Source organism: Paenibacillus sp. FSL H3-0333 (assembly GCF_038002805.1).
Classification (GTDB): Bacteria; Bacillota; Bacilli; order Paenibacillales; family Paenibacillaceae; genus Paenibacillus_AQ; species Paenibacillus_AQ silagei.
On record NZ_JBBODG010000001.1, the window covers coordinates 2,436,755 to 2,456,076 of the forward strand.

The 19,322-nt window shown below is 51.9% G+C and carries 15 protein-coding genes and 1 pseudogene; all 16 read left to right on the forward strand.

The features are described from left to right. Positions 1-133: 133 nt before the first annotated feature. The 16 genes and pseudogenes from MHH78_RS10845 to MHH78_RS10915 all read left to right on the forward strand — a co-directional run bounded on the left by MHH78_RS10845 (position 134) and on the right by MHH78_RS10915 (position 19,316). On the forward strand, positions 134-1,114 hold the full coding sequence (locus tag MHH78_RS10845; protein ID WP_341167401.1) for a ketopantoate reductase family protein: 981 nt from the start codon (positions 134-136) through the stop codon (positions 1,112-1,114). A gap of 33 nt (positions 1,115-1,147) precedes the next feature. Further along, positions 1,148-1,507 (forward strand): DUF3397 domain-containing protein, encoded by a 360-nt coding sequence (locus MHH78_RS10850; RefSeq protein ID WP_305954367.1) that lies wholly within the window; start codon positions 1,148-1,150, stop codon positions 1,505-1,507. A gap of 150 nt (positions 1,508-1,657) precedes the next feature. Continuing rightward, on the forward strand, positions 1,658-3,376 hold the full coding sequence (locus MHH78_RS10855; RefSeq protein ID WP_341167402.1) for a peptide ABC transporter substrate-binding protein: 1,719 nt from the start codon (positions 1,658-1,660) through the stop codon (positions 3,374-3,376). Positions 3,377-3,600: 224 nt separating this feature from the next. Continuing rightward, on the forward strand, positions 3,601-4,533 hold the full coding sequence (locus MHH78_RS10860; RefSeq protein WP_341170303.1) for an ABC transporter permease: 933 nt from the start codon (positions 3,601-3,603) through the stop codon (positions 4,531-4,533). 3 nt (positions 4,534-4,536) lie between these two features. After that, positions 4,537-5,484, forward strand: a complete 948-nt coding sequence (locus MHH78_RS10865; protein WP_036724290.1) for an ABC transporter permease — start codon at positions 4,537-4,539, stop codon at positions 5,482-5,484. A 25-nt stretch (positions 5,485-5,509) separates the two neighbouring features. Continuing rightward, positions 5,510-5,676: pseudogene (locus MHH78_RS33920) on the forward strand (peptide ABC transporter ATP-binding protein); the annotation flags it as partial. A gap of 251 nt (positions 5,677-5,927) precedes the next feature. Next, positions 5,928-6,848, forward strand: a complete 921-nt coding sequence (locus MHH78_RS10870; RefSeq protein ID WP_036724386.1) for an ABC transporter ATP-binding protein — start codon at positions 5,928-5,930, stop codon at positions 6,846-6,848. Positions 6,849-7,034: 186 nt separating this feature from the next. After that, a complete protein-coding gene (bshC, locus tag MHH78_RS10875; protein ID WP_341167403.1) occupies positions 7,035-8,666 on the forward strand; it encodes a bacillithiol biosynthesis cysteine-adding enzyme BshC in 1,632 nt (543 codons plus the stop codon). Between the two features lie 25 nt (positions 8,667-8,691). Then, positions 8,692-9,963, forward strand: coding sequence for an adenosylhomocysteinase (locus tag MHH78_RS10880; protein WP_341167404.1), 1,272 nt, complete (start codon positions 8,692-8,694; stop codon positions 9,961-9,963). 209 nt (positions 9,964-10,172) lie between these two features. Next, positions 10,173-10,610 carry a division/cell wall cluster transcriptional repressor MraZ gene (gene mraZ / locus MHH78_RS10885; RefSeq protein WP_036724286.1) on the forward strand — a complete coding sequence of 146 codons (438 nt, stop codon included), beginning with the start codon at positions 10,173-10,175 and terminating at the stop codon, positions 10,608-10,610. A 39-nt stretch (positions 10,611-10,649) separates the two neighbouring features. Further along, positions 10,650-11,603 carry a 16S rRNA (cytosine(1402)-N(4))-methyltransferase RsmH gene (gene rsmH / locus MHH78_RS10890; protein WP_341167405.1) on the forward strand — a complete coding sequence of 318 codons (954 nt, stop codon included), beginning with the start codon at positions 10,650-10,652 and terminating at the stop codon, positions 11,601-11,603. A gap of 23 nt (positions 11,604-11,626) precedes the next feature. Beyond that, complete coding sequence (locus tag MHH78_RS10895) at positions 11,627-12,022, forward strand: hypothetical protein (protein ID WP_076075903.1); 396 nt, start codon at positions 11,627-11,629, stop codon at positions 12,020-12,022. 46 nt (positions 12,023-12,068) lie between these two features. Next, the gene (locus MHH78_RS10900) at positions 12,069-14,306 is read left to right on the forward strand and encodes a penicillin-binding transpeptidase domain-containing protein (protein WP_341167406.1); all 2,238 of its coding nucleotides are present in this window, start codon (positions 12,069-12,071) and stop codon (positions 14,304-14,306) included. A 90-nt stretch (positions 14,307-14,396) separates the two neighbouring features. Then, positions 14,397-16,325 (forward strand): stage V sporulation protein D, encoded by a 1,929-nt coding sequence (locus tag MHH78_RS10905; protein ID WP_036724385.1) that lies wholly within the window; start codon positions 14,397-14,399, stop codon positions 16,323-16,325. 94 nt (positions 16,326-16,419) lie between these two features. Continuing rightward, positions 16,420-17,907, forward strand: a complete 1,488-nt coding sequence (locus tag MHH78_RS10910; protein WP_341167407.1) for a UDP-N-acetylmuramoyl-L-alanyl-D-glutamate--2,6-diaminopimelate ligase — start codon at positions 16,420-16,422, stop codon at positions 17,905-17,907. Then, a complete protein-coding gene (locus tag MHH78_RS10915) occupies positions 17,907-19,316 on the forward strand; it encodes a UDP-N-acetylmuramoyl-tripeptide--D-alanyl-D-alanine ligase (RefSeq protein ID WP_341170304.1) in 1,410 nt (469 codons plus the stop codon). Before MHH78_RS10910 ends, MHH78_RS10915 begins: the two co-directional genes overlap by 1 nt. Positions 19,317-19,322 lie beyond the last annotated feature (6 nt).

Below are 19,322 nucleotides of genomic sequence, written 5' to 3' on the forward strand. Positions count from 1 at the left end.
ATTTATGCAGCGAGCCCTGCGTCCGAGTGCGTAACAGCAACGGATTAGCAGGGTTTTTGTTTTGCTTTTGCAGAGACAAGCAGGATATAATTAGGAAAATTATTGGTGCTTGGCATGGCAGGGGGCTGGGTTAGTGAGAATAGATGTGATAGGTGCGGGATCACTGGGGCTGCTGCTTGCAGGCCGGCTGATCGCCGGTGGGGCTGAAGTACGGATATGGTGCAGGGGGGAAGAGCAGAGCAGGGCACTATCCGAACGGGGGCTGACTGTCAGCTATGAAGATGGCAGGGAGGCAACACAGCTTCCAGGCGGGAGCTTCTCCGCTGCACCGGTAGAAGAATATACACAGTGTCAGCTCGCCGAGCCCGGGGAGGTTACGCTGTTAACGGTTAAGCAGAAGGTGCTTCATGAGGCTCTGCCTGAGATTCTCCTGCCGCTCAGAGACAGGGAGCTTGTAATCATAGGCTTTCAGAACGGCTGCGGACATCTGGAATTGCTCAGGGGGCTGCTGCCGCAATCATCCATCTGGGCGGCTGTAACGACAGAAGCGGCGAAGAGGAAAACATTAACAGAGGTTATTCATGCCGGCAAAGGGGAAATATGTATAGGGAAGAGCAGCTCTCCTATAAATATTCATGAAATTGACCGGCAGGCATCTGAGCCTGCGGCGATAATTAGTTTCATAGAAGCTCTTGCCTCAGCAGGATTTCACGCTTCTCTGTCGAAAGAAGTGGATACCATCATTTACCGGAAGCTCTTGATCAATGCTGTAATTAATCCTTTAACCGCCATTTGGCGGGTTCAGAACGGCGAATTGCTGGCCTCCCCTGCACGTGTACTCCTTATGAAGGAACTGTATACAGAGGCAATCGGGATATTCGAGGCCTGCGGGATCACCCTAGAGCAGGGTGCCTGGGAAGCCATTCTTGAAGTATGCCGTGCGACCTCGGGCAATACATCATCGATGCTGGCTGATGTACTTGCTGCAAGGGAGACGGAAATCCGCTGGATTAACGAAAGCATTGTGAATATGGGGCTGCGGCAGGGCGTTCAGGCTCCGCTGCACCGCTGGATCTGCGGACTGGTAGAAGGCATGACTGTGAGGGAGGGGTGAAGCTGTTTGGAATTTCTCCGGAATTCGTTCGGCGTGTTAAGCGTTATTCCGATTGTTCCTTTTTTGATTGTGTATTTCGCAGGAATCGGGCTGAGGCATGATAAGAGGAAAACGATGATGCTGGCGATGGACGTAACTACTTTATTTTTATTGCTGTCAGTTTCGGGACTGTTTAATATTATTTTTGACTCAACCTTTGGATTCTTTCTTATACTACTTATTGTATTAATATCCGCCGGACTGATTGGCGGCGCGCAAAACCGCCTCAAAGGAGGGGTGGACGGAAAACGGTTACTTCGTGCTGTGTGGCGGCTTTCTTTCTTTTTCCTGGGCGTAGGTTACGTATTATTTATGGTTGTAGGCCTCATTCAATACATATCACAAGCGATGTAACGTTCCACTGCTCCGGTGAAGCGTCAACGTCACAAAATTTTAAAGAATTAAAAAAAAGTCGTTTTCAGAAAATATTGCTCTAGATTTTTTTGACCACTGGTTGTATAATCATAAACCATATACCACATTCTATTTAGGGGGAACTGCTAGATGAAGAAGAGTAAAAGTCTATTGCTCATGATCGCAATAGTTCTTGTGATCGGCACAGTGCTTGCTGGCTGCGGCGGAAACAAGAACAATGCGAACAGCGGCACCAATGCAGCGGCGACGACTGCACCAGAGGGCGGCACGAACACAGGAACAACAGGTGACGAGAAGCTGGCTGCTGACCAGACACTTAGAGTCAACCTGACTGCAGAACCACCTACGTTTAACCCTGCACAAGCTCAGGACAGCCAAGCCAACACCGTCCTGAAGACAATGTATGAAGGCTTGACCCGCATGAATGATGAAACTGGCCAAGCTGAGCCAGGAATTGCCGAGAAGTGGGATATTTCCGCTGACGGACTGGTATATACGTTCCACCTGCGTGATGCGCAGTGGAGCAACGGTGACCCTGTAGAAGCTGCTGACTTTGTTCGCGCATGGAAAATCGTGCTCGACCCTAACACAGATCCTACTGCACCTTACGCTTATCAATTGTACTACCTGAAGAACGCTGAAGAATATTATGGAAAGAAAATTACAGATTTCAGTCAAGTGGGCGTAAAAGCTGTAGATGCGAAAACTCTTGAAGTTACGCTGAAAGCACCAACTCCTTACTTCCTTGGACTTCTGTCCTTCTATACTTATTACCCTGTACACAAATCCGTTGAGGGTAATGCTAAATGGGCTACAAGCAAAGACACTATGATCACTAATGGTGCGTTCACACTGACTGAGTGGACTACCGGCCAATCCCTGCAAGTTAGCAAGAACGATAAGTACTGGGATGCTGCCAACATCAAGCTGGCCAAAATCGACTTCTCCCTGGTTAACAGTGGAGCAACTGAACTCTTGAGCTACAAGAACGGCGAGCTTGACCGCGCTGGTGCACCTCACGGTGAAATCCCGCAAGAACAGGTGCCAATCGTACAGAAAGAGCTTCCTAACGAATTCCAGAGAAAAGGTATCGCAAGTACCTACTACTATGAATTCAACATCACTGAAAAACCTTTCAATAACGTTAAAATCCGTAAAGCACTGGCTATGACAGTTAACCGTCAATCCCTGATTGACAACGTAGCACAGGGCGGACAGCTTCCGGCATTCGGGTATGTACCTCCAGGTATCGCGGGCGCTGACGGTGAATACCGTACTGCAGTTAAAGACGATTACTTCAAAGAAGATACAGAAGAAGCTAAGAAATTGCTGGCAGAAGGTCTGGCTGAAGAAGGTCTGACTGCACTGCCACCGGTTGAATTGTCTTACAATACAAGTGAAGGCCACAAGAAGATTGCTCTGGCTGTAGCTGATATGTGGAAAAAAGCCCTTGATATCACTGTTAACACAGTGAACCAGGAGTGGGCAGTATTCATCGACAACCGTCAGAACCTGAACTACCAGATCGCACGTGCCGGCTGGACTGCGGATTACAATGATCCAATGACCTTCCTGGATATGTGGGTAACAGGCGGCGGTAACAATGATACAGGTTACGCTAACCCTGAGTATGACAAGCTGATTCAAGAAGCGAAGACAAGCTCTGACCTGGCAAAACGCCAAGAATTGTTTGCTCAGGCTGAGAAAATGATCATTCAGGATGACATGATCCTGATTCCGTTCTACTACTACACCAACAACTCCCTGACTAAAGAGTATCTCAAAGGTGTAACTCTTGACTTCAGCGGTGCCATTGACTTCACTCGTGCTTACCTGCTTGAGCACTAAGAAATGCAGAACCTTCAGTTTATGAACTGAATAGTGATAGTCTGAAGGGAGTTTTACACTTCGGGATATATATGTGGAATTCCATATATATCCCTTTTTTTTGCATTTCGGGCTTTTTGTTAAAGATTTCACGAACTTACAAAATAAGAAATTAGACAAAAGGCCATTTTTTTCATAAAATCTAATTATGTGTCTCAAAAAAGTCAAAGGAGGTGTTGATGGGGATGGTTCGTTATATTGCCAATAAGTTTTTCTATATGCTTGTTTCGCTATTTGTGCTGATTTCAGCGACCTTTTTTCTGATGAAAGCTATTCCGGGGGACCCGTTTACTTCTGAAAAGAAGATTCCACCAGAAATAAAAGCGCGTTTATACGAGCAATATGGATTGGACAAGCCGCTCTATCATCAGTATTTCAAGTATTTGGGTGACATTGCCCAGGGTGATCTGGGTGTATCCATGAAGCGTCTGAATCAGGATGTAACACACTTGATCGGCCAGACATTCTCGGCGTCTCTGAAGCTGGGGCTTATCGCAATTCTTGTGTCGGTTATTGTCGGAGTCTTCCTCGGCATGATGGCGGCACTCTACCACCGCAAGTTTATTGACAGTGCAGCAATGGTGCTGGCGGTGCTGGGGATTGCGGTTCCGAGCTTTGTAGTCGCCTCGCTGCTGCAATATGTGTTTGCTTACAAGTTCCATATGTTCCCTGTCTCCGGGTTCAAAGGGCCGATGTATTATGTCCTCCCGGTAACGGCGTTATCAGCGCAGCCCATAGCCTTTATAGCGAGGCTGACGCGCTCCAGTATGCTGGAGGTCCTGCATGCGGATTACATTAAGACGGCTAAGGCCAAAGGCCTAAGCTGGGCAGCCATCTTGAGCCGCCACGTGCTGCGTAACGGAATTCTGCCGGTGGTAACCTATATGGGACCTATGACGGCTAACATCGTAACCGGTTCGGTCGTTATTGAGCAGATCTTCGGTGTCGGCGGGATCGGCAAGCAATTTGTCGAAGCGATTGGCGTCCGTGATTATACCGTTATTATGGGGATTACCATCTTCTATGGTGTACTGCTTATGGTAGCGCGGTTTATCACTGACATTGCTTATGTGTTTATAGATCCGCGTATCAAACTAACTGGCGGAAAGGAGGGCTAACGAGTGGCTTCTGACAAAAACTTGGTATCACAGGATGCAAACCTGAAACCGGAAGATTTCCGTAAGGTCGGAGTTGATGAACGACAAGCTGAAGTCATTCAGCGCGAAAGTCTGTCCGCCTGGCGGGATTCCTGGGAGCGCCTGCGCCAGAACAAAATGGCAATGACAGCTCTGGGGGTTCTTGGACTGATCGTACTGGCTGCAATTATTGCGCCGTTCTTCTCAAAGTTCAATTACTACTCTAACGATTTGCTCAACACGAATAAGCCCCCATCATCCGACCACTGGTTCGGTACAGATGATCTGGGACGCGATATCTTTGTCCGTACCTGGTACGGCGCACGAATCTCACTGATTGTCGGCCTTGCCGCTGCTGCCATTGACCTTTTCATTGGGGTCATCTACGGCGGAATCATGGGTTACTTCGGTGGCCGTGTAGACAATATCATGAATAAGATCTCTGAAATTCTGTACTCCATTCCATACCTGCTGGTAGTTATCCTGCTGCTGGTTGTACTTGAACCAAGCCTTGGTACCATTATCCTGGCGCTGACGATAACGGGCTGGATTACGATGTCCTGGATTGTGCGCGGGGAGATTATGCAGCTGAAGAACCGTGAGTTCGTATTGGCTTCGCGTTCGATGGGTGCAGGGTCCAAGCGTCTGCTGTTTAAGCATCTTTTGCCGAATGCTGTAGGACCGATTATTGTAACGATTACGCTGTCCGTGCCGAATGCCATCTTTGCCGAAGCGTTCCTGAGCTTCCTCGGTCTTGGTGTACAGGCTCCGGTAGCTTCACTCGGTTCGATGATCAATGACTCGCTGACCGGCTGGCTTTACTATCCGTGGCGTTTCCTGTTCCCTGCGATTCTTATCAGTTTAACGATGCTTTCCTTTAATATTTTTGGTGACGGTCTGCGTGATGCGCTTGATCCTAAGCTGAAGAAATAGATATTAACTATGGTGGAACCCATGCGGTAAAGATATTGGCATGATATTTCAAGACCCGATGACTTCTTTGAACCCAATGATCCAAGTGGGCAATCAGATAACCGAAGTTTTGATTAACATCAGAATATGCTAGCGGCCGAAGCGAATCATTAAGCTGTTGAAATGCTGAAGCTAGTAGGCATTATGAAAGCGTAGGCTCGCTTTAACCAATATCCCCACGAATTCTCCGGCGAAGTGCAGCAATTCGCTTGGGATCTCCATCATCCTGAATACACTGAACCCCGGCGTAGTTGCCGGGACAGATGAGAGGGTTATCTTAATACACCAAGGGTCTTGTGCGGCACTGCAGCATAAGACCTCACAGAGTTCAGTGATACGCTTATAGCGCACTGCTGGAATCTGCATTCGATGGCCAAGGAGGTGCAGTTCGTTTGAGTAAGAATCTGAGCAAGAATCTGATTGAAGTAGAAGGTCTTAAGAAATATTTCAATGTGGGCAAAGGAAGAGTTCTTAAGGCAGTTGATAATATTAGCTTCTCGATCCGTGAAGGCGAAACCCTGGGGATGGTAGGGGAGTCCGGCTGCGGCAAGACTACTGCCGGCCGTACCGTTCTCCGCTTGTATGAACCGACTGCGGGAAGCGTGAAATACAATGGTACAGATATCTACAAATTGTCCGGCGGCAAGATGAAGGCTATGCGCCGTGATATGCAAATGATTTTCCAGGACCCGTATGCCTCGCTTAACCCGCGGTTCACGGTGTCTGATATCATCGGTGAAGCACTGGATATTCACAATCTGGCCGGAAGCCGGCAGGAACGCAAGAAGCGGATTGAAGAGCTGCTCGATATGGTTGGACTTAACCATGACCATGCCACCCGTTATCCGCATGAATTCTCCGGCGGACAACGCCAACGTATCGGGATTGCCCGTTCGCTCGCCGTGAACCCTAAGTTCATCGTCTGTGACGAGCCGATCTCGGCACTCGACGTATCCATCCAGGCGCAGGTCGTTAACCTGCTGAAGGAGCTGCAGGATCGTCTTGGACTTACTTATCTCTTCATCGCGCATGACTTGTCCATGGTTAAGCATATCAGTGACCGTGTGGCCGTTATGTACCTGGGCAAAATGGTAGAGCTAGCGGAAAGCGAAGAGTTGTACGCTAATCCGATCCATCCGTATACCAAATCCCTGCTCTCGGCGATTCCGGTTCCGGACCCAGAGGTTGAAGCCAACAAAAAACGCATTCATCTGCATGATGAGCTGGGTAGCCCGATTTATGCGGCCGGCGAGAAAACAAATGACAGCGATTATGAGCTGGTTGAGGTGTCCAAGGGACATTTCGTAGCCAAGCAATTTGCCTAAACTTAAAATGGCAGGCGGAACGTAGGCGGGAGCATTCAGCTCTCGCCTATTCTTTCAATTTACGGATATCCTTCAAAAGGATGGCGTATATTACTTTGACGCCGCACCCAACTTTGGATACAATCATAAAGGGTTTACCGGTTTATGAATTACATATAGCAGGTTTAGAACAGGAGGCAATTGCATATGAATGTTGTACCGGAACCACTGCCGGGCGGATCTGCGCTCGCCAGTGACTATATACATCAATATGAAACAGTAGGACATTTGTATGGCGGGGACTTCCGCAGCCAGGAGAGCCGGGCTGAACGCGCAGCGTGGCTTGATCGTACAGGAAGCCTGCGGGCAGACCGCGCATCGGTTGTCTCATACCTGCGCAGCTACAACGGGAAACACAATACCCATGAAGCCGTTCTCCGCTCGATAGAATTGCTGGAACAGCCAGAGACCCTGGTAGTGACCGGCGGTCAGCAGAGCGGCTTGTTCACAGGTCCTCTATTCGTGGTCTATAAGGCCATTACGACCATTCAGGCAGCCCGGGAGGCAGCGGCTCAGCTTGGCCGGCCGGTCGTTCCGCTGTTCTGGATTGCGGGTGAGGATCATGACTGGGATGAGGTCAATCATACCTATGTGCTGAACCGCACAGGCGAAATTACCCGCATTAAGCTGGATAAAGGCGAAGGACCCCGGTCCTCGGTCAGCGACATCCAGATAGATGCCGAGAGCTGGCTTCAGGCGGTTACGCAGCTGGACGGCTTATTGCAGGACAGTGAATTCAAACCGCAGCTGATGGAGCTGGTTACGGCTGCATCCACGGGCGCCGGGAATATGACGGAGGCGTTTGCGAAGCTAATGGGGTCTTTGTTCGGCAAATTCGGACTGATTCTGCTGGATTCTGCTGATCCTGCCCTGCGCAGGCTGGAAGAGCCCATGTTCGCTTCCATGATTGAGCGGAATGACGAGCTGGAGGCAGCTTATCTTGCCGCAGCTGAACGGATTACGGCCAGCGGATATGAGCTGCAGGCTGATGTGACGCCTGGCAATGCGAATCTTTTCTATATCCATGAAGGTGCACGGCTTCTGCTCCATAAGGTGGAGGGACGGTTCGCAGACCGGAAAGCTACTGTCTCGTTCTCCCGTTCCGAGCTGCTGGAGCTGCTGGAGAGCCATCCCGAACGGTTCAGCAACAATGTGCTAACCCGTCCGCTGATGCAGGACTATGTACTTCCTGTACTCGCTACGGTGCTCGGACAAGGGGAAATGGCTTACTGGGCGATTCCGCATCAAGCCTTCAGGGTGCTGGACGGACAGATGCCGCTGATTATTCCCCGCATGTCTTTTACAGTGATTGAGGGGACGCTTCGCAAGCATATGGATAAATACGGCTTGTCCTTCACGGATGTGAAGACGGGGCTGGATGATAAACGCAAGGCTTGGCTGAGCGCTCAGGACGAATTGAAGCTTGAAGACAAGTTCGAAGAGATCAAAACAGCGTTCTTAGGGATGTATGAGCCGCTGATTGAACAGCTTGGCGGCATTCAGGCAGGACTGCTGAAGCTGGGCGGCAATAACAAGGATAAGATTATTGACCAGATCTCCTTCCTGCAGGGCAAAGCTCTGGATGCGATGGAGAAGCAGAATGAGGCTGCACTTCGCCAGTGGGAACGGATCGAGCTGTCGCTAATGCCGCTGGGCAAGCTTCAGGAGCGGGTCTATAATATGATGTATTATCTGAACCGGTATGGGCTGGAATGGCTGGAGGAATTGATGGCTGTGCCTGCTGACTACAGCGGAACACACCGTATTATTTATATGTAAGAACATTATTCTAGGGGGTCCTACCATGAGTTCATTATCCAAGCAAAACAGTATTGTTGCCGATATGTCGCTTGCACCCGAGGGGCATCTCAAAATCGACTGGGTTCGCCAGCATATGCCGGTACTGAACCGCATCCGTGAGCAGTTCGAAGCCGAGCAGCCGTTCAAGGGGCTCAAGGTATCGATCACCCTTCACCTGGAAGCCAAGACCGCATATCTGGCCAAGGTAGTGCAGGCTGGTGGCGCTGAGGTAACGATTACAGGCTCCAACCCGTTATCTACCCAGGACGATGTGTGCGCTGCGCTTGTTGAGGACGGCATTACGGTGTTCGCCAAGTACAACCCTTCCCCGGAGGAGTTCAAAGCACTGAACATCCGGGCGCTGGAGAGCAAGCCGGATCTGATTATCGACGACGGCGGTGATTTCGCCACCCTGCTGCATTCCGAACGTCCCGACCTGATGGAGAATATCCGCGGGGGTGCTGAGGAGACAACCACCGGTATCATCCGCCTTAAGGCACTGCAGAAGCAAGGAATGCTGAAGTTCCCGATGGTGGCTGTAAATGACGCCTATTGTAAATATTTGTTCGATAACCGATATGGTACAGGACAATCGGCATGGGACGGCATCGTTCGCACTACGAACCTGATTGTGGCCGGCAAGACAGTGGTTGTGGTGGGCTACGGCTGGTGCGGCAAAGGGGTAGCGATGCGGGCCAAGGGACTGGGAGCGAACGTGATCGTTACGGAAGTGGATGCGATTAAGGCGGTAGAGGCGCATATGGACGGATTCCATGTCATGCCGATGCTCGAAGCTGCGAAGCACGGTGATTTCTTCGTTACAGTCACAGGTAACCGTTATGTGATCCGTGGTGAGCATTATGATGTGATGAAGGATGGCGCGATTCTCTGCAATGCCGGACATTTCGATGTGGAAGTCAACAAGCCGGAGCTGGCCGAGCGCTCCCTGTCACAGCGGACGGTGCGTAAGAATATCGAAGAGTATCAGCTGAAGGACGGACGCAAGCTGTACCTTCTGGCCGAAGGACGTCTGGTGAACCTTGGCGCAGCCGATGGTCATCCGGCAGAGATTATGGATACCACCTTCGCACTCCAGGCATTGTCCCTTAAATATGTGAATGACAATTATAAGAGCATTGGCGTCAAAGTGGAGAATGTTCCCTATGAGCTGGATGAGCAGGTAGCGCGTTACAAGCTGGAAAGTCTGGGGATATCCATCGACAGCCTGACACAGGCACAAGTCGATTATCTGGACAGCTGGAATCTGAACGACTAAGGATATGGATCTGCACGAGCCCGGAGCCAATCACATTGGCCCGGGCTTTTACGTGTCCGCAGGGGATGCAAGAATAGCCTCTTGACAAATAAGAAAAAATTACCTTGCTCCGGAAAAAGGTTTTTGATTTTTAATGGCGAATCTATTATGCTTAGGTGGTGAAAAGTGGGGCAAAGTGGGGAATCGGGATGTAGAGGTGGGAATAGATCATGTTTATGGGGGAATACCAGCATACCATTGACGATAAAGGACGGATCATTATCCCGGCCAAATTCCGTGACATGCTCGGAACCTCCTTCGTGGCGACCCGCGGCCTGGACTCCTGCCTGTTTGTTTATCCCATGGAAGAATGGGGAATCATGGAGCAAAAGCTTAAAAGCCTTTCACTGATGAAATCGGATGCCCGTGCCTTCAGCCGCTTTTTTTTCTCGGGAGCGACGGAGTGTGTATGGGACAAGCAAGGCAGAGTGAATCTGCCGGGAAACTTGCGGCAATATGCGAAGCTGGACAAGGACTGTGTTATTCTGGGCGTTTCGAACCGGGTGGAGATCTGGAACAAGGAGCTATGGGAGCAGTACTTCGAACAGTCAGAGGAATCGTTCAACGAAATCGCCGAGAAATTGGTGGATTTCAATTTTGATCTATAAAACATAACATTTCGAATTACTGCCTTGGAGGGATGCAGCTTGTTTCACCACATCACGGTACTAAAAGAAGAAGCGACAGAAGGGCTGCACATCAAGAAGGATGGCCTATATGTAGATTGTACGCTCGGGGGAGCCGGGCACAGCGCCCTTATCGCATCCAAGCTTAGCGGCGGGGGACGGCTGATCTGTCTGGATCAGGACGACTGGGCGCTGAACAATGCGAAGGAGAAATTATCCGGATACGGCGACAAGGTGGTGACCGTCAAGACCAACTTCCGCGATCTGGAGCAGGTGCTGAAGGGACTGCCGTTTGTTCCGCAAAAGGACGGAGTTCCCCAAGTAGACGGGATTCTCTTTGATCTGGGTGTATCCTCTCCGCAGTTTGATGAAGGGGAACGAGGCTTCAGCTACAATCATGATGCCCCGCTGGATATGCGGATGGACCAGTCGGCGCAGCTGAGCGCGGCGGATATCGTCAACACCTGGAGTGAGCAGGAAATCGCCAGGGTGCTTTTCCAGTATGGAGAAGAGAAATTCTCACGGCGGATTGCCCGGAAGATTGTAGAGCGCAGGGAAGAACGCCCGGTGGAGAGCACCGGAGAGCTGGCCGAGCTGATTAAGGAAGGCATTCCTGCAGCGGCAAGAAGGACCGGAGGACATCCGGCCAAGCGGAGCTTTCAGGGGCTGCGGATTGCCGTCAATGATGAGCTGGGAGCTTTTGAGGAAGGGCTGCATGCTGCTGTACGTTGCCTGGCGCCTGAGGGCAGGGTATCCGTTATTACCTTTCACTCGCTGGAGGACCGGATCTGCAAGCAGATTTTCAGTAGCTATCTAAGCCGCTGCACTTGTCCGCCTGACCTGCCGTACTGCGTATGCGGTGCCGAAGGCACCCTGAAGCTGATCAACCGTAAGCCGATTGTGCCGGGAGAAGAAGAGCTGGAGCTTAACTCACGTGCCCGTTCAGCCAAGCTGCGTATCGCAGAGAAATTGTAGATGACGATAAAGGAGAATCAGAGATGGCTTATACCCGCGGTAATTTAGCAGTTCAACCCAAGAGGAAACAAGAGACCAACCCGCTCTACCGTGAGAAAAAGAAAGTTGTTACCACGCGGAGAGTGCTTCCGCTGCAGGAGAAGCTTATGTACCTGCTGACACTGGGAGCCTTTATTCTGGTAGCAGCCGCCCTGATCTGGCGTTACGTCCATATTTACGATTTGAATATGCAGGCTCAGAAGCTGGACAGCGAAATCGCTAAGAACAAAAAACAAATTGCCACCTATCAGATGGAGAAGCAGACGCTGGAGCAGACAATCGTCCCGCGGGCGAAGGAAATGGGCTTTGTGGTCCCTTCCGTGGACTCTACTATCTATGTTCCGCTTAGCAGCCAGGCTACTGACAAAGCCGGTAAATAATCAGCGATGAACGGCAATCGCAATAATAGAGGTTGTGAGGTACCTTATGGTTAAGAGAATCAAACTTCGCACGCTGTTTATAGGAGGGTGTATTACCCTCTTTTTTCTTGTTTTAGTCGCCAGAGTATTCTGGATTCAGGTTCTGCAGGGTGAAAAGTGGCAGGAGACCGCAGCTAAGCAGTGGGCCCACACTTCAACCATCAAGGCTGTCCGCGGGGTGATCGAAGACCGTAACGGCAGTGTTCTGGCCAGCGATGTGCCGGCCTACACGGTGGTGGTTAACCCTGAGGTCATTGCCGAGAAAAAGATCGGTGAAGAGGTGATTCAGGGCTTGCATGAGCTGCTTGGTAAGCCGGTGGATGAGCTGAAGAAGCTGGTGGAGGCCAAGAATGAAAAAGGGAAATATCTGACGAACCGGGAAATCCGTAATGAGGGCTGGAAAATCGATGAGGAAATGAAAGATAAAGTGACGGCTTTCGTTGAGAAGCTCAAGAAGGAGCATGATACACTGGAAACCGGAGTTGGGCTCGTCAGGGAGCAGAAACGCTATTATCCTAAGGATTCGCTGGCTGCACATATTCTGGGTTATACCGACAGGGACGGCAAAGCGGTCATCGGACTGGAAAAGCTTCTGGACAAACAGCTCTCTGGTACGGACGGCAAGCTGAATTACCAGAGTGACGGCAAGGGCATCAAGCTGCCCGATTCCAAGGATACGTTCCAGCCTGTGGTAAATGGAAGCAACTACAAGCTGACGATCGACAGCACGATTCAGTTATATATTGAAGAGGCTATGAAAAAGGCGTATGCGGAGTACAAGCCGAAGTCGATCAGTGTTATTGCTGCCGACCCGAAGACGATGGAGATTCTGGGTCTGGCGAATATGCCGACGTTTAACCCGAATAAATTCTGGGATCCTAATCAGAAAGCGGAAGATTTCTACAACCATGCCATTAAATCCAGATATGAGCCGGGTTCAACCTTCAAAATTGTTACCTTGGCTGGTGCGGTGGAGGAGAAGCTGTTCAACCCCAATGCCTCGTTCCAGTCAGGTTCAATCCGCATCAAAGGCTATGGAAAGTCGCTACATGATATTAACAGAGTAGGGTGGGGGCCTATTAGTTTCCTTGATGGGGTAAAACGTTCCAGTAACGTAGCCTTCGTTAAGCTCGGATTTGAGATGCTGGGTCCGGAACGGCTGTTGCGGTATATCGATGCTTTCGGCTTCAATGAAAAAACCGGAATTGACCTGCCGGGAGAAACGATTGGCCTCGTTAACCCTGACCCGAATAAATCTGTCGAAAATGCTACCTTGGCCTACGGCCACGGCAAGGTGCTAGTTACGCCTATTCAACAGCTAGCGGCTGTGGCAGCGATCGCCAATGGAGGCAAACTGATGGTTCCGCACGTAGTTAAGGAAATGACTGACCCGAATACCGGAAAGAAAACTATCACCCAGCCTGAAGTGGTGCGCCAGGTCATTTCGGAGGGGAGTGCACGAGAAACAGGCAGTTATTTGGAACAGGTGGTAGCGGACCATGTCATAGGAACCGGACGCCATGCCTATATTGAAGGCTACCGTGTAGCGGGAAAGACCGGCACGGCTATCAAGGTCAGCGGTACGGATTACGACCGGAACAAGGTGCTTTCCTCCTTTGTCGGCTATGCACCGGTTAATGATCCCAAGATTGCGGTCATTGTCATTATTGACGAGCCTAAGGGTGAGGATGGCCGTAATGGCGGAGGTGCGGTAGCCGCACCCGTATTCCAGGAGATCGTCTCCCAGGCGCTTCCTTATATGGGCGTGCCCAAAGCGGGGGATGTCACAGGTCCTGCCGACAAGAAGACGGTGAAGGCCGAGGCTGTTGTCCAGCGCAAAGCGCCGGATCTGACCGGCAAGACGGTGAAGGCGGCGAGACAGCTGCTCATTAATCAGGGCTTTGATTTCGAAGCTGTAGGCCAAGGGGCAAATGTAGTCAGCCAGTACCCTGAGAAGGGTACCGCACTGACCGCCGGGCAGCGCATCTATCTGTTAAGCGAGCAGGGAGAGAACATGACGATTCCGGATCTGCGCGGGCAGTCTCTGCGCGATGCGCTGGAGATTCTGAACCTGCTGAAGGTGGGAATCTCTGTTGAGGGAGAAGGCTATGTCACAGAACAGAGCCAGGCCAAGAATAAGGGAAAAACGCAGGTAGCGCTGAAGCTTAGCCCTCTCAATGAATATGGCGAGAATATTCCTGTTGCCTTAGCGGGCGATGCCGAGAAAGAAGAAGCTGCAGAGTAACACCCATATAGGCTTGTTCTAACCCCTGTTTGTCCCGAATAGTCATGAAGGTAAGAGATCATGTCTATGAGTGAAAGCGGGGAGAACACAATGAAGGTATCGAAAGTCGTTAGCCGGCGGAGAATGCTGTGGACGCTGCTGGGACTGGCCGTGTTGTTCGGCGCGCTGGCTGTGCGCCTTGCCTATGTACAATTAACCCAGGGTGAGAAGCTGAGCGAGAGGGCCGAGGATTTATGGCGGCGGAACATCCCCTTCACCGCCAAACGTGGCGAGATCCTGGACAGGGAGGGTGTGGCGCTGGCTTACAACATCAGCTCACCGACGATTTATGCCATTCCTGTACAGGTGAAGGAGAAGGAACAGACCGCGAAGCAGCTGGCTCCGCTGCTCGGCATGACCGAGGAGAAGCTGGTTCAGCTGCTGACCCAAAAGAAGGCCTCAGTGAAACTGCAGCCCGGCGGCCGCAAAATTACGATGGAGCTTGCCGCGAGCATCCGTAATTTGCAGCTGCCGGGCATCGTTGTCGCTGAGGATAACAAACGGTATTATCCCTTCGGGGATCTGGCCGCACATATTCTGGGCTTCACCGGAATTGACAATCAGGGGATTACCGGAATTGAGAGCATCTATGATAAGCTGCTTCAGGGGAGCGCAGGCAATATCTCCTATCTCTCCGATGCGGGAGGCCGGCTGATGCCCGGGTCCTCCGAGAAGTACACCGAGCCGCAGGATGGACTTAGCCTGCAGCTCACCATCGACAAGCAGATTCAATCTATTATGGAACGCGAGCTGGATCAGGCCATGGTGAAATATCAGGCGCAGGGGGCCTGGTCTATTGCCATGGACCCCCGCAATGGCGAGATTCTGGCGATGGCCAGCCGGCCGGGGTATGAGCCAGGGGCTTACCAGGAATACGATGCCGAAGTATATAACCGGAATCTTCCGATCTGGATGACGTATGAGCCGGGTTCCACCTTCAAGATCATCACGCTGGCTGCGGCCTTGCAGGAGGGGAAGGTGGATCTGCAGCATGAGCATTTTTTTGATCCGGGCTACATTGAGGTCGGCGGAGCTAAGCTGCGCTGCTGGAAGAAGGGCGGACACGGAAGCCAGACCTTCCTTGAAGTGGTCGAGAACTCCTGCAACCCGGGATTTGTAGCCTTGGGACAGCGTTTGGGTAAGGATACGCTGTTCAAGTACATCCGGGATTTCGGCTTCGGGAGTAAGACGGGCATCGATCTGAACGGTGAAGCGAACGGAATTCTGTTCAAGCCGGCTCAGGTGGGCCCGGTGGAGCTGGCGACTACTGCATTCGGCCAGGGGGTATCCGTCACGCCAATCCAGCAGATTGCTGCGGTATCGGCAGCCATCAACGGCGGCAAGCTGTATACTCCGCATGTGGCCAAGGCCTGGATTAACCCGGATACAGGGAACGTTGTCTCCGAGACTGAGCCGGAGGAAGTGCGGCAGGTGATCTCGGAGGAGACCTCGAAGAAAGTGCGGGCTGCCCTTGAGAGCGTGGTTGCCAAAGGCACAGGCCGACCGGCATTTATTGACGGCTACCGTGTGGGCGGCAAAACAGGGACAGCACAGAAAGTAATCAACGGCCGGTATTCTCCTACGGAGCATATCGTTTCCTTTATCGGCTTCGCCCCGGCGGATGATCCGCAGATCGTGGTCTATACGGCAGTCGATAACCCGAAGGGAATTCAGTTCGGGGGTGTAGTAGCCGCTCCGATTGTCCAGAATATTCTTGAGGATTCTCTTCTGTATCTGAAGGTTCCAGAGCGTAAGGATCAGCTGCCAAGAACCTATAAATACGGCGAGACCCCGATTGTGACGGTCCCTGATCTTACGGGAGCCACTGTTCAGGATATCTATGAGGATCTGAATATGAATTTCATGCTGGTCCGTTCCGGCACCGGCAATACCGTGATCAATCAGGCCCCGAAGGCCGGGGCAAGAGTGCAGCAGGGCTCTACGATCCGGATTTACATGGGAACGCCAAGTGAACCATAAGATTTGTTATATATTGAAAAACTTACAAGTATAATTTATTGAAATGGATAATTCACCCAAAATATAAGGATTTTATGCAGAGTGAGGGATAGATATGTTAATTAAAGAGCTCTCTTCTTGTCTGGCTGCTTCCCGTCTATACGGGGACGGAGACATAGAAATATCAGATTTGCAGGCCGATTCACGCAAGGTGGGTCCGGGCGATCTGTTCATCTGTCTGCCCGGACATACAGTGGACGGACATGATTACGCACCTCAGGCTGCTGCCAAGGGCGCGGCTGCCCTGGTCTGCGAAAGGAAGCTGGACATTGACCTGCCGCAGATCGTGGTGGATGACTGCCGGTATGCCATGTCTGTGCTGTCCAATGCCTTCTTCGGTTCACCGAGCAGCCGGATGAAGCTGATCGGCATCACCGGTACCAACGGCAAGACCACGACTACGTATCTGATTGAACGGATCATGCAGGATCATGGGGTGAAGACCGGCCTGATCGGTACAATCCAGATGCGGTATGACGGTCAGAGCTATGGGGTGTCCGGTACGACACAGGAATCGCTGGAGCTTCAGCGCAGCCTGAATCATATGGCGCTTAAGGGCGTGCAGTGCTGTGTAATGGAAGTATCCTCCCATGCGCTCCAGCAGGGCCGGGTAAAGGGGACCGACTACCGCACCGCAATCTTTACGAATCTGACCCAGGATCACCTGGATTACCACCATACGATGGAGGAGTACCGTGCAGTGAAGGGCTTGTTCTTCTCGCGGCTCGGCAACGTGATCTCCCCGTGGAAGGAAGAACGCAAGTATGCCGTGCTGAATGCTGACGATGAAGCCAGCGCCTATTTTGCCGCCCAGACCGCAGCGGAGGTCATTACATATGGTATCGACAAGGCTGCCAATGTCCGGGCCTCGCAAATATCGATCACCTCCAAAGGAACTTTTTTCCACGTGGAGACGTTTAAGGGTGAGACGGATATTTCGCTTCGCATGGTCGGCAAGTTCAACGTCTATAATGCGCTTGCGGCTATTACGGCTGCGCTGCTGGAGGATGTGCCGCTTGCGGACATCAAGGCCAGTCTGGAGTCGGTTGCCGGGGTGGACGGCCGTGTCGAATCGGTGGATGCCGGGCAGGATTTCGCGGTGATCGTTGACTATGCGCATACGCCGGACGGTCTGGAGAATGTGCTAAAGGCGGTATGTGAATTCGCTGCGGGCAAGGTGCTTACTGTCTTCGGCTGCGGCGGGGACCGTGATACGACCAAACGGCCGCTCATGGGCAAAATAGCTGCGAAATACAGCGACCATGTGCTGGTCACCTCCGACAACCCGCGGACGGAGGACCCGCTGCAGATTCTGGCTGATATTGAGGCGGGCCTGCGTGAGGATGGCGTGGCGCGTGAGCGATATGAGATGATTCCGGACCGGAGGGAAGCCATCACAAAAGCTATTGAAATGGCAAGCCCCGGCGATGTAGTATTGATTGCGGGGAAAGGTCATGAGACCTATCAGCTGATCAAGGGAGTCGTTCATGACTTCGATGACCGCATCGTTGCCAAAGAAGTGATAAGGGGCCGAAGCTATTGATTATTAGAACATTGCATAACGTCGCGGAAATGTGCGGAGGAGAGCTGTCCTCGTCCGAAGCTAAGGATATAGAGATTAAGGGAGTCGTAACCGACTCGCGCAAAATATCGCAGGACTGCCTGTTCGTCCCGCTCGTTGGAGAGAACTTCGACGGCCATCACTATGCGGCCGCTTCGCTGGCGGCAGGAGCTACCGCTACCCTCTGGCAGAGGGATAAGGGGCCTGCACCCGCAGGCGGCGGGGTTATTCTGGTAGAGGACACTTTAGCGGCACTGCAGAAGCTGTCCTCCGCCTATTTGGCCGAGGTGGCCCCCCAGGTGGTTGCCGTAACGGGAAGCAACGGCAAGACGACGACCAAGGATATGATTACGGCATTGCTGGAAGTGCAGTACAAGGTACACAAGACCCAAGGGAACTTCAACAATCATATCGGCCTGCCGCTTACGATTCTCTCCATGGACAGCGATGTTGAGATCGCTGTGCTGGAGATGGGCATGAGCTCACGGGGAGAGATCGCCCTGCTGTCTCTGCTCGCTTCTCCTGACGTAGCGGTAATTACCAATGTCGGCGAATCCCATCTGCTTCAGCTTGGCTCCCGCAAGGAGATTGCCAGAGCTAAGCTGGAGATTGTGGACGGACTTCAGCCGGGCGGGCTGCTGATCTATAACGGGGATGAGCCGCTGCTTGCCGAGGTTCTGGCAGAGCCAGGCTTCCGCACGCCTGAAGGGCTGCTAACCTTCCGCTTCGGGCAGTCGGATGACAATGATGATTATCCGACCGGCCTGATGACTCACAGCGGGGGAATGACCTTCACCTCGCTGCAGCATGGGGAGCGGGCCTTCACCCTTCCGCTGCCGGGGCAGCATAATGTAATTAATGCGCTCGCTGCGCTTGCAGTGGCGCGTCATTATAAGGTGACCGATGAGAATATGGCAGAAGGACTAAGCGGCCTCAAGCTGACCGGTATGCGGATTGAGGTTATTCAGGCGGCAAGCGGGCTGGTGCTCTTGAATGATGCCTATAATGCCAGCCCTACGTCCATGAGAGCGGCGATTGATGTGCTGCAGTCCATGAAATGCAGCGGCCGCAGAATCGCGGTGCTGGGGGACATGCTGGAACTCGGGCCGGAGGAGCTTCAGTTCCACCGGCAGATCGGCAGCTATCTCGACCCGGAGCTGACAGATGATGTATTCACCTTCGGCCCGCTGTCAGCACAGCTTGCGGCGGCGGCCTCGGAGCGGTTCGAGGCCGGGCATATCTTTGCTTTTACAGATAAAGAAGCCTTGATCAATGCCTTGACTGCGATGTGCGGCAATGATGATGTTGTGTTGTTCAAAGCATCCAGAGGGATGCGGCTGGAAGAAGTGCTCCACCGCTTGAAAGAACATTCTGAAGCGAATGCTAACTAAAGGAGG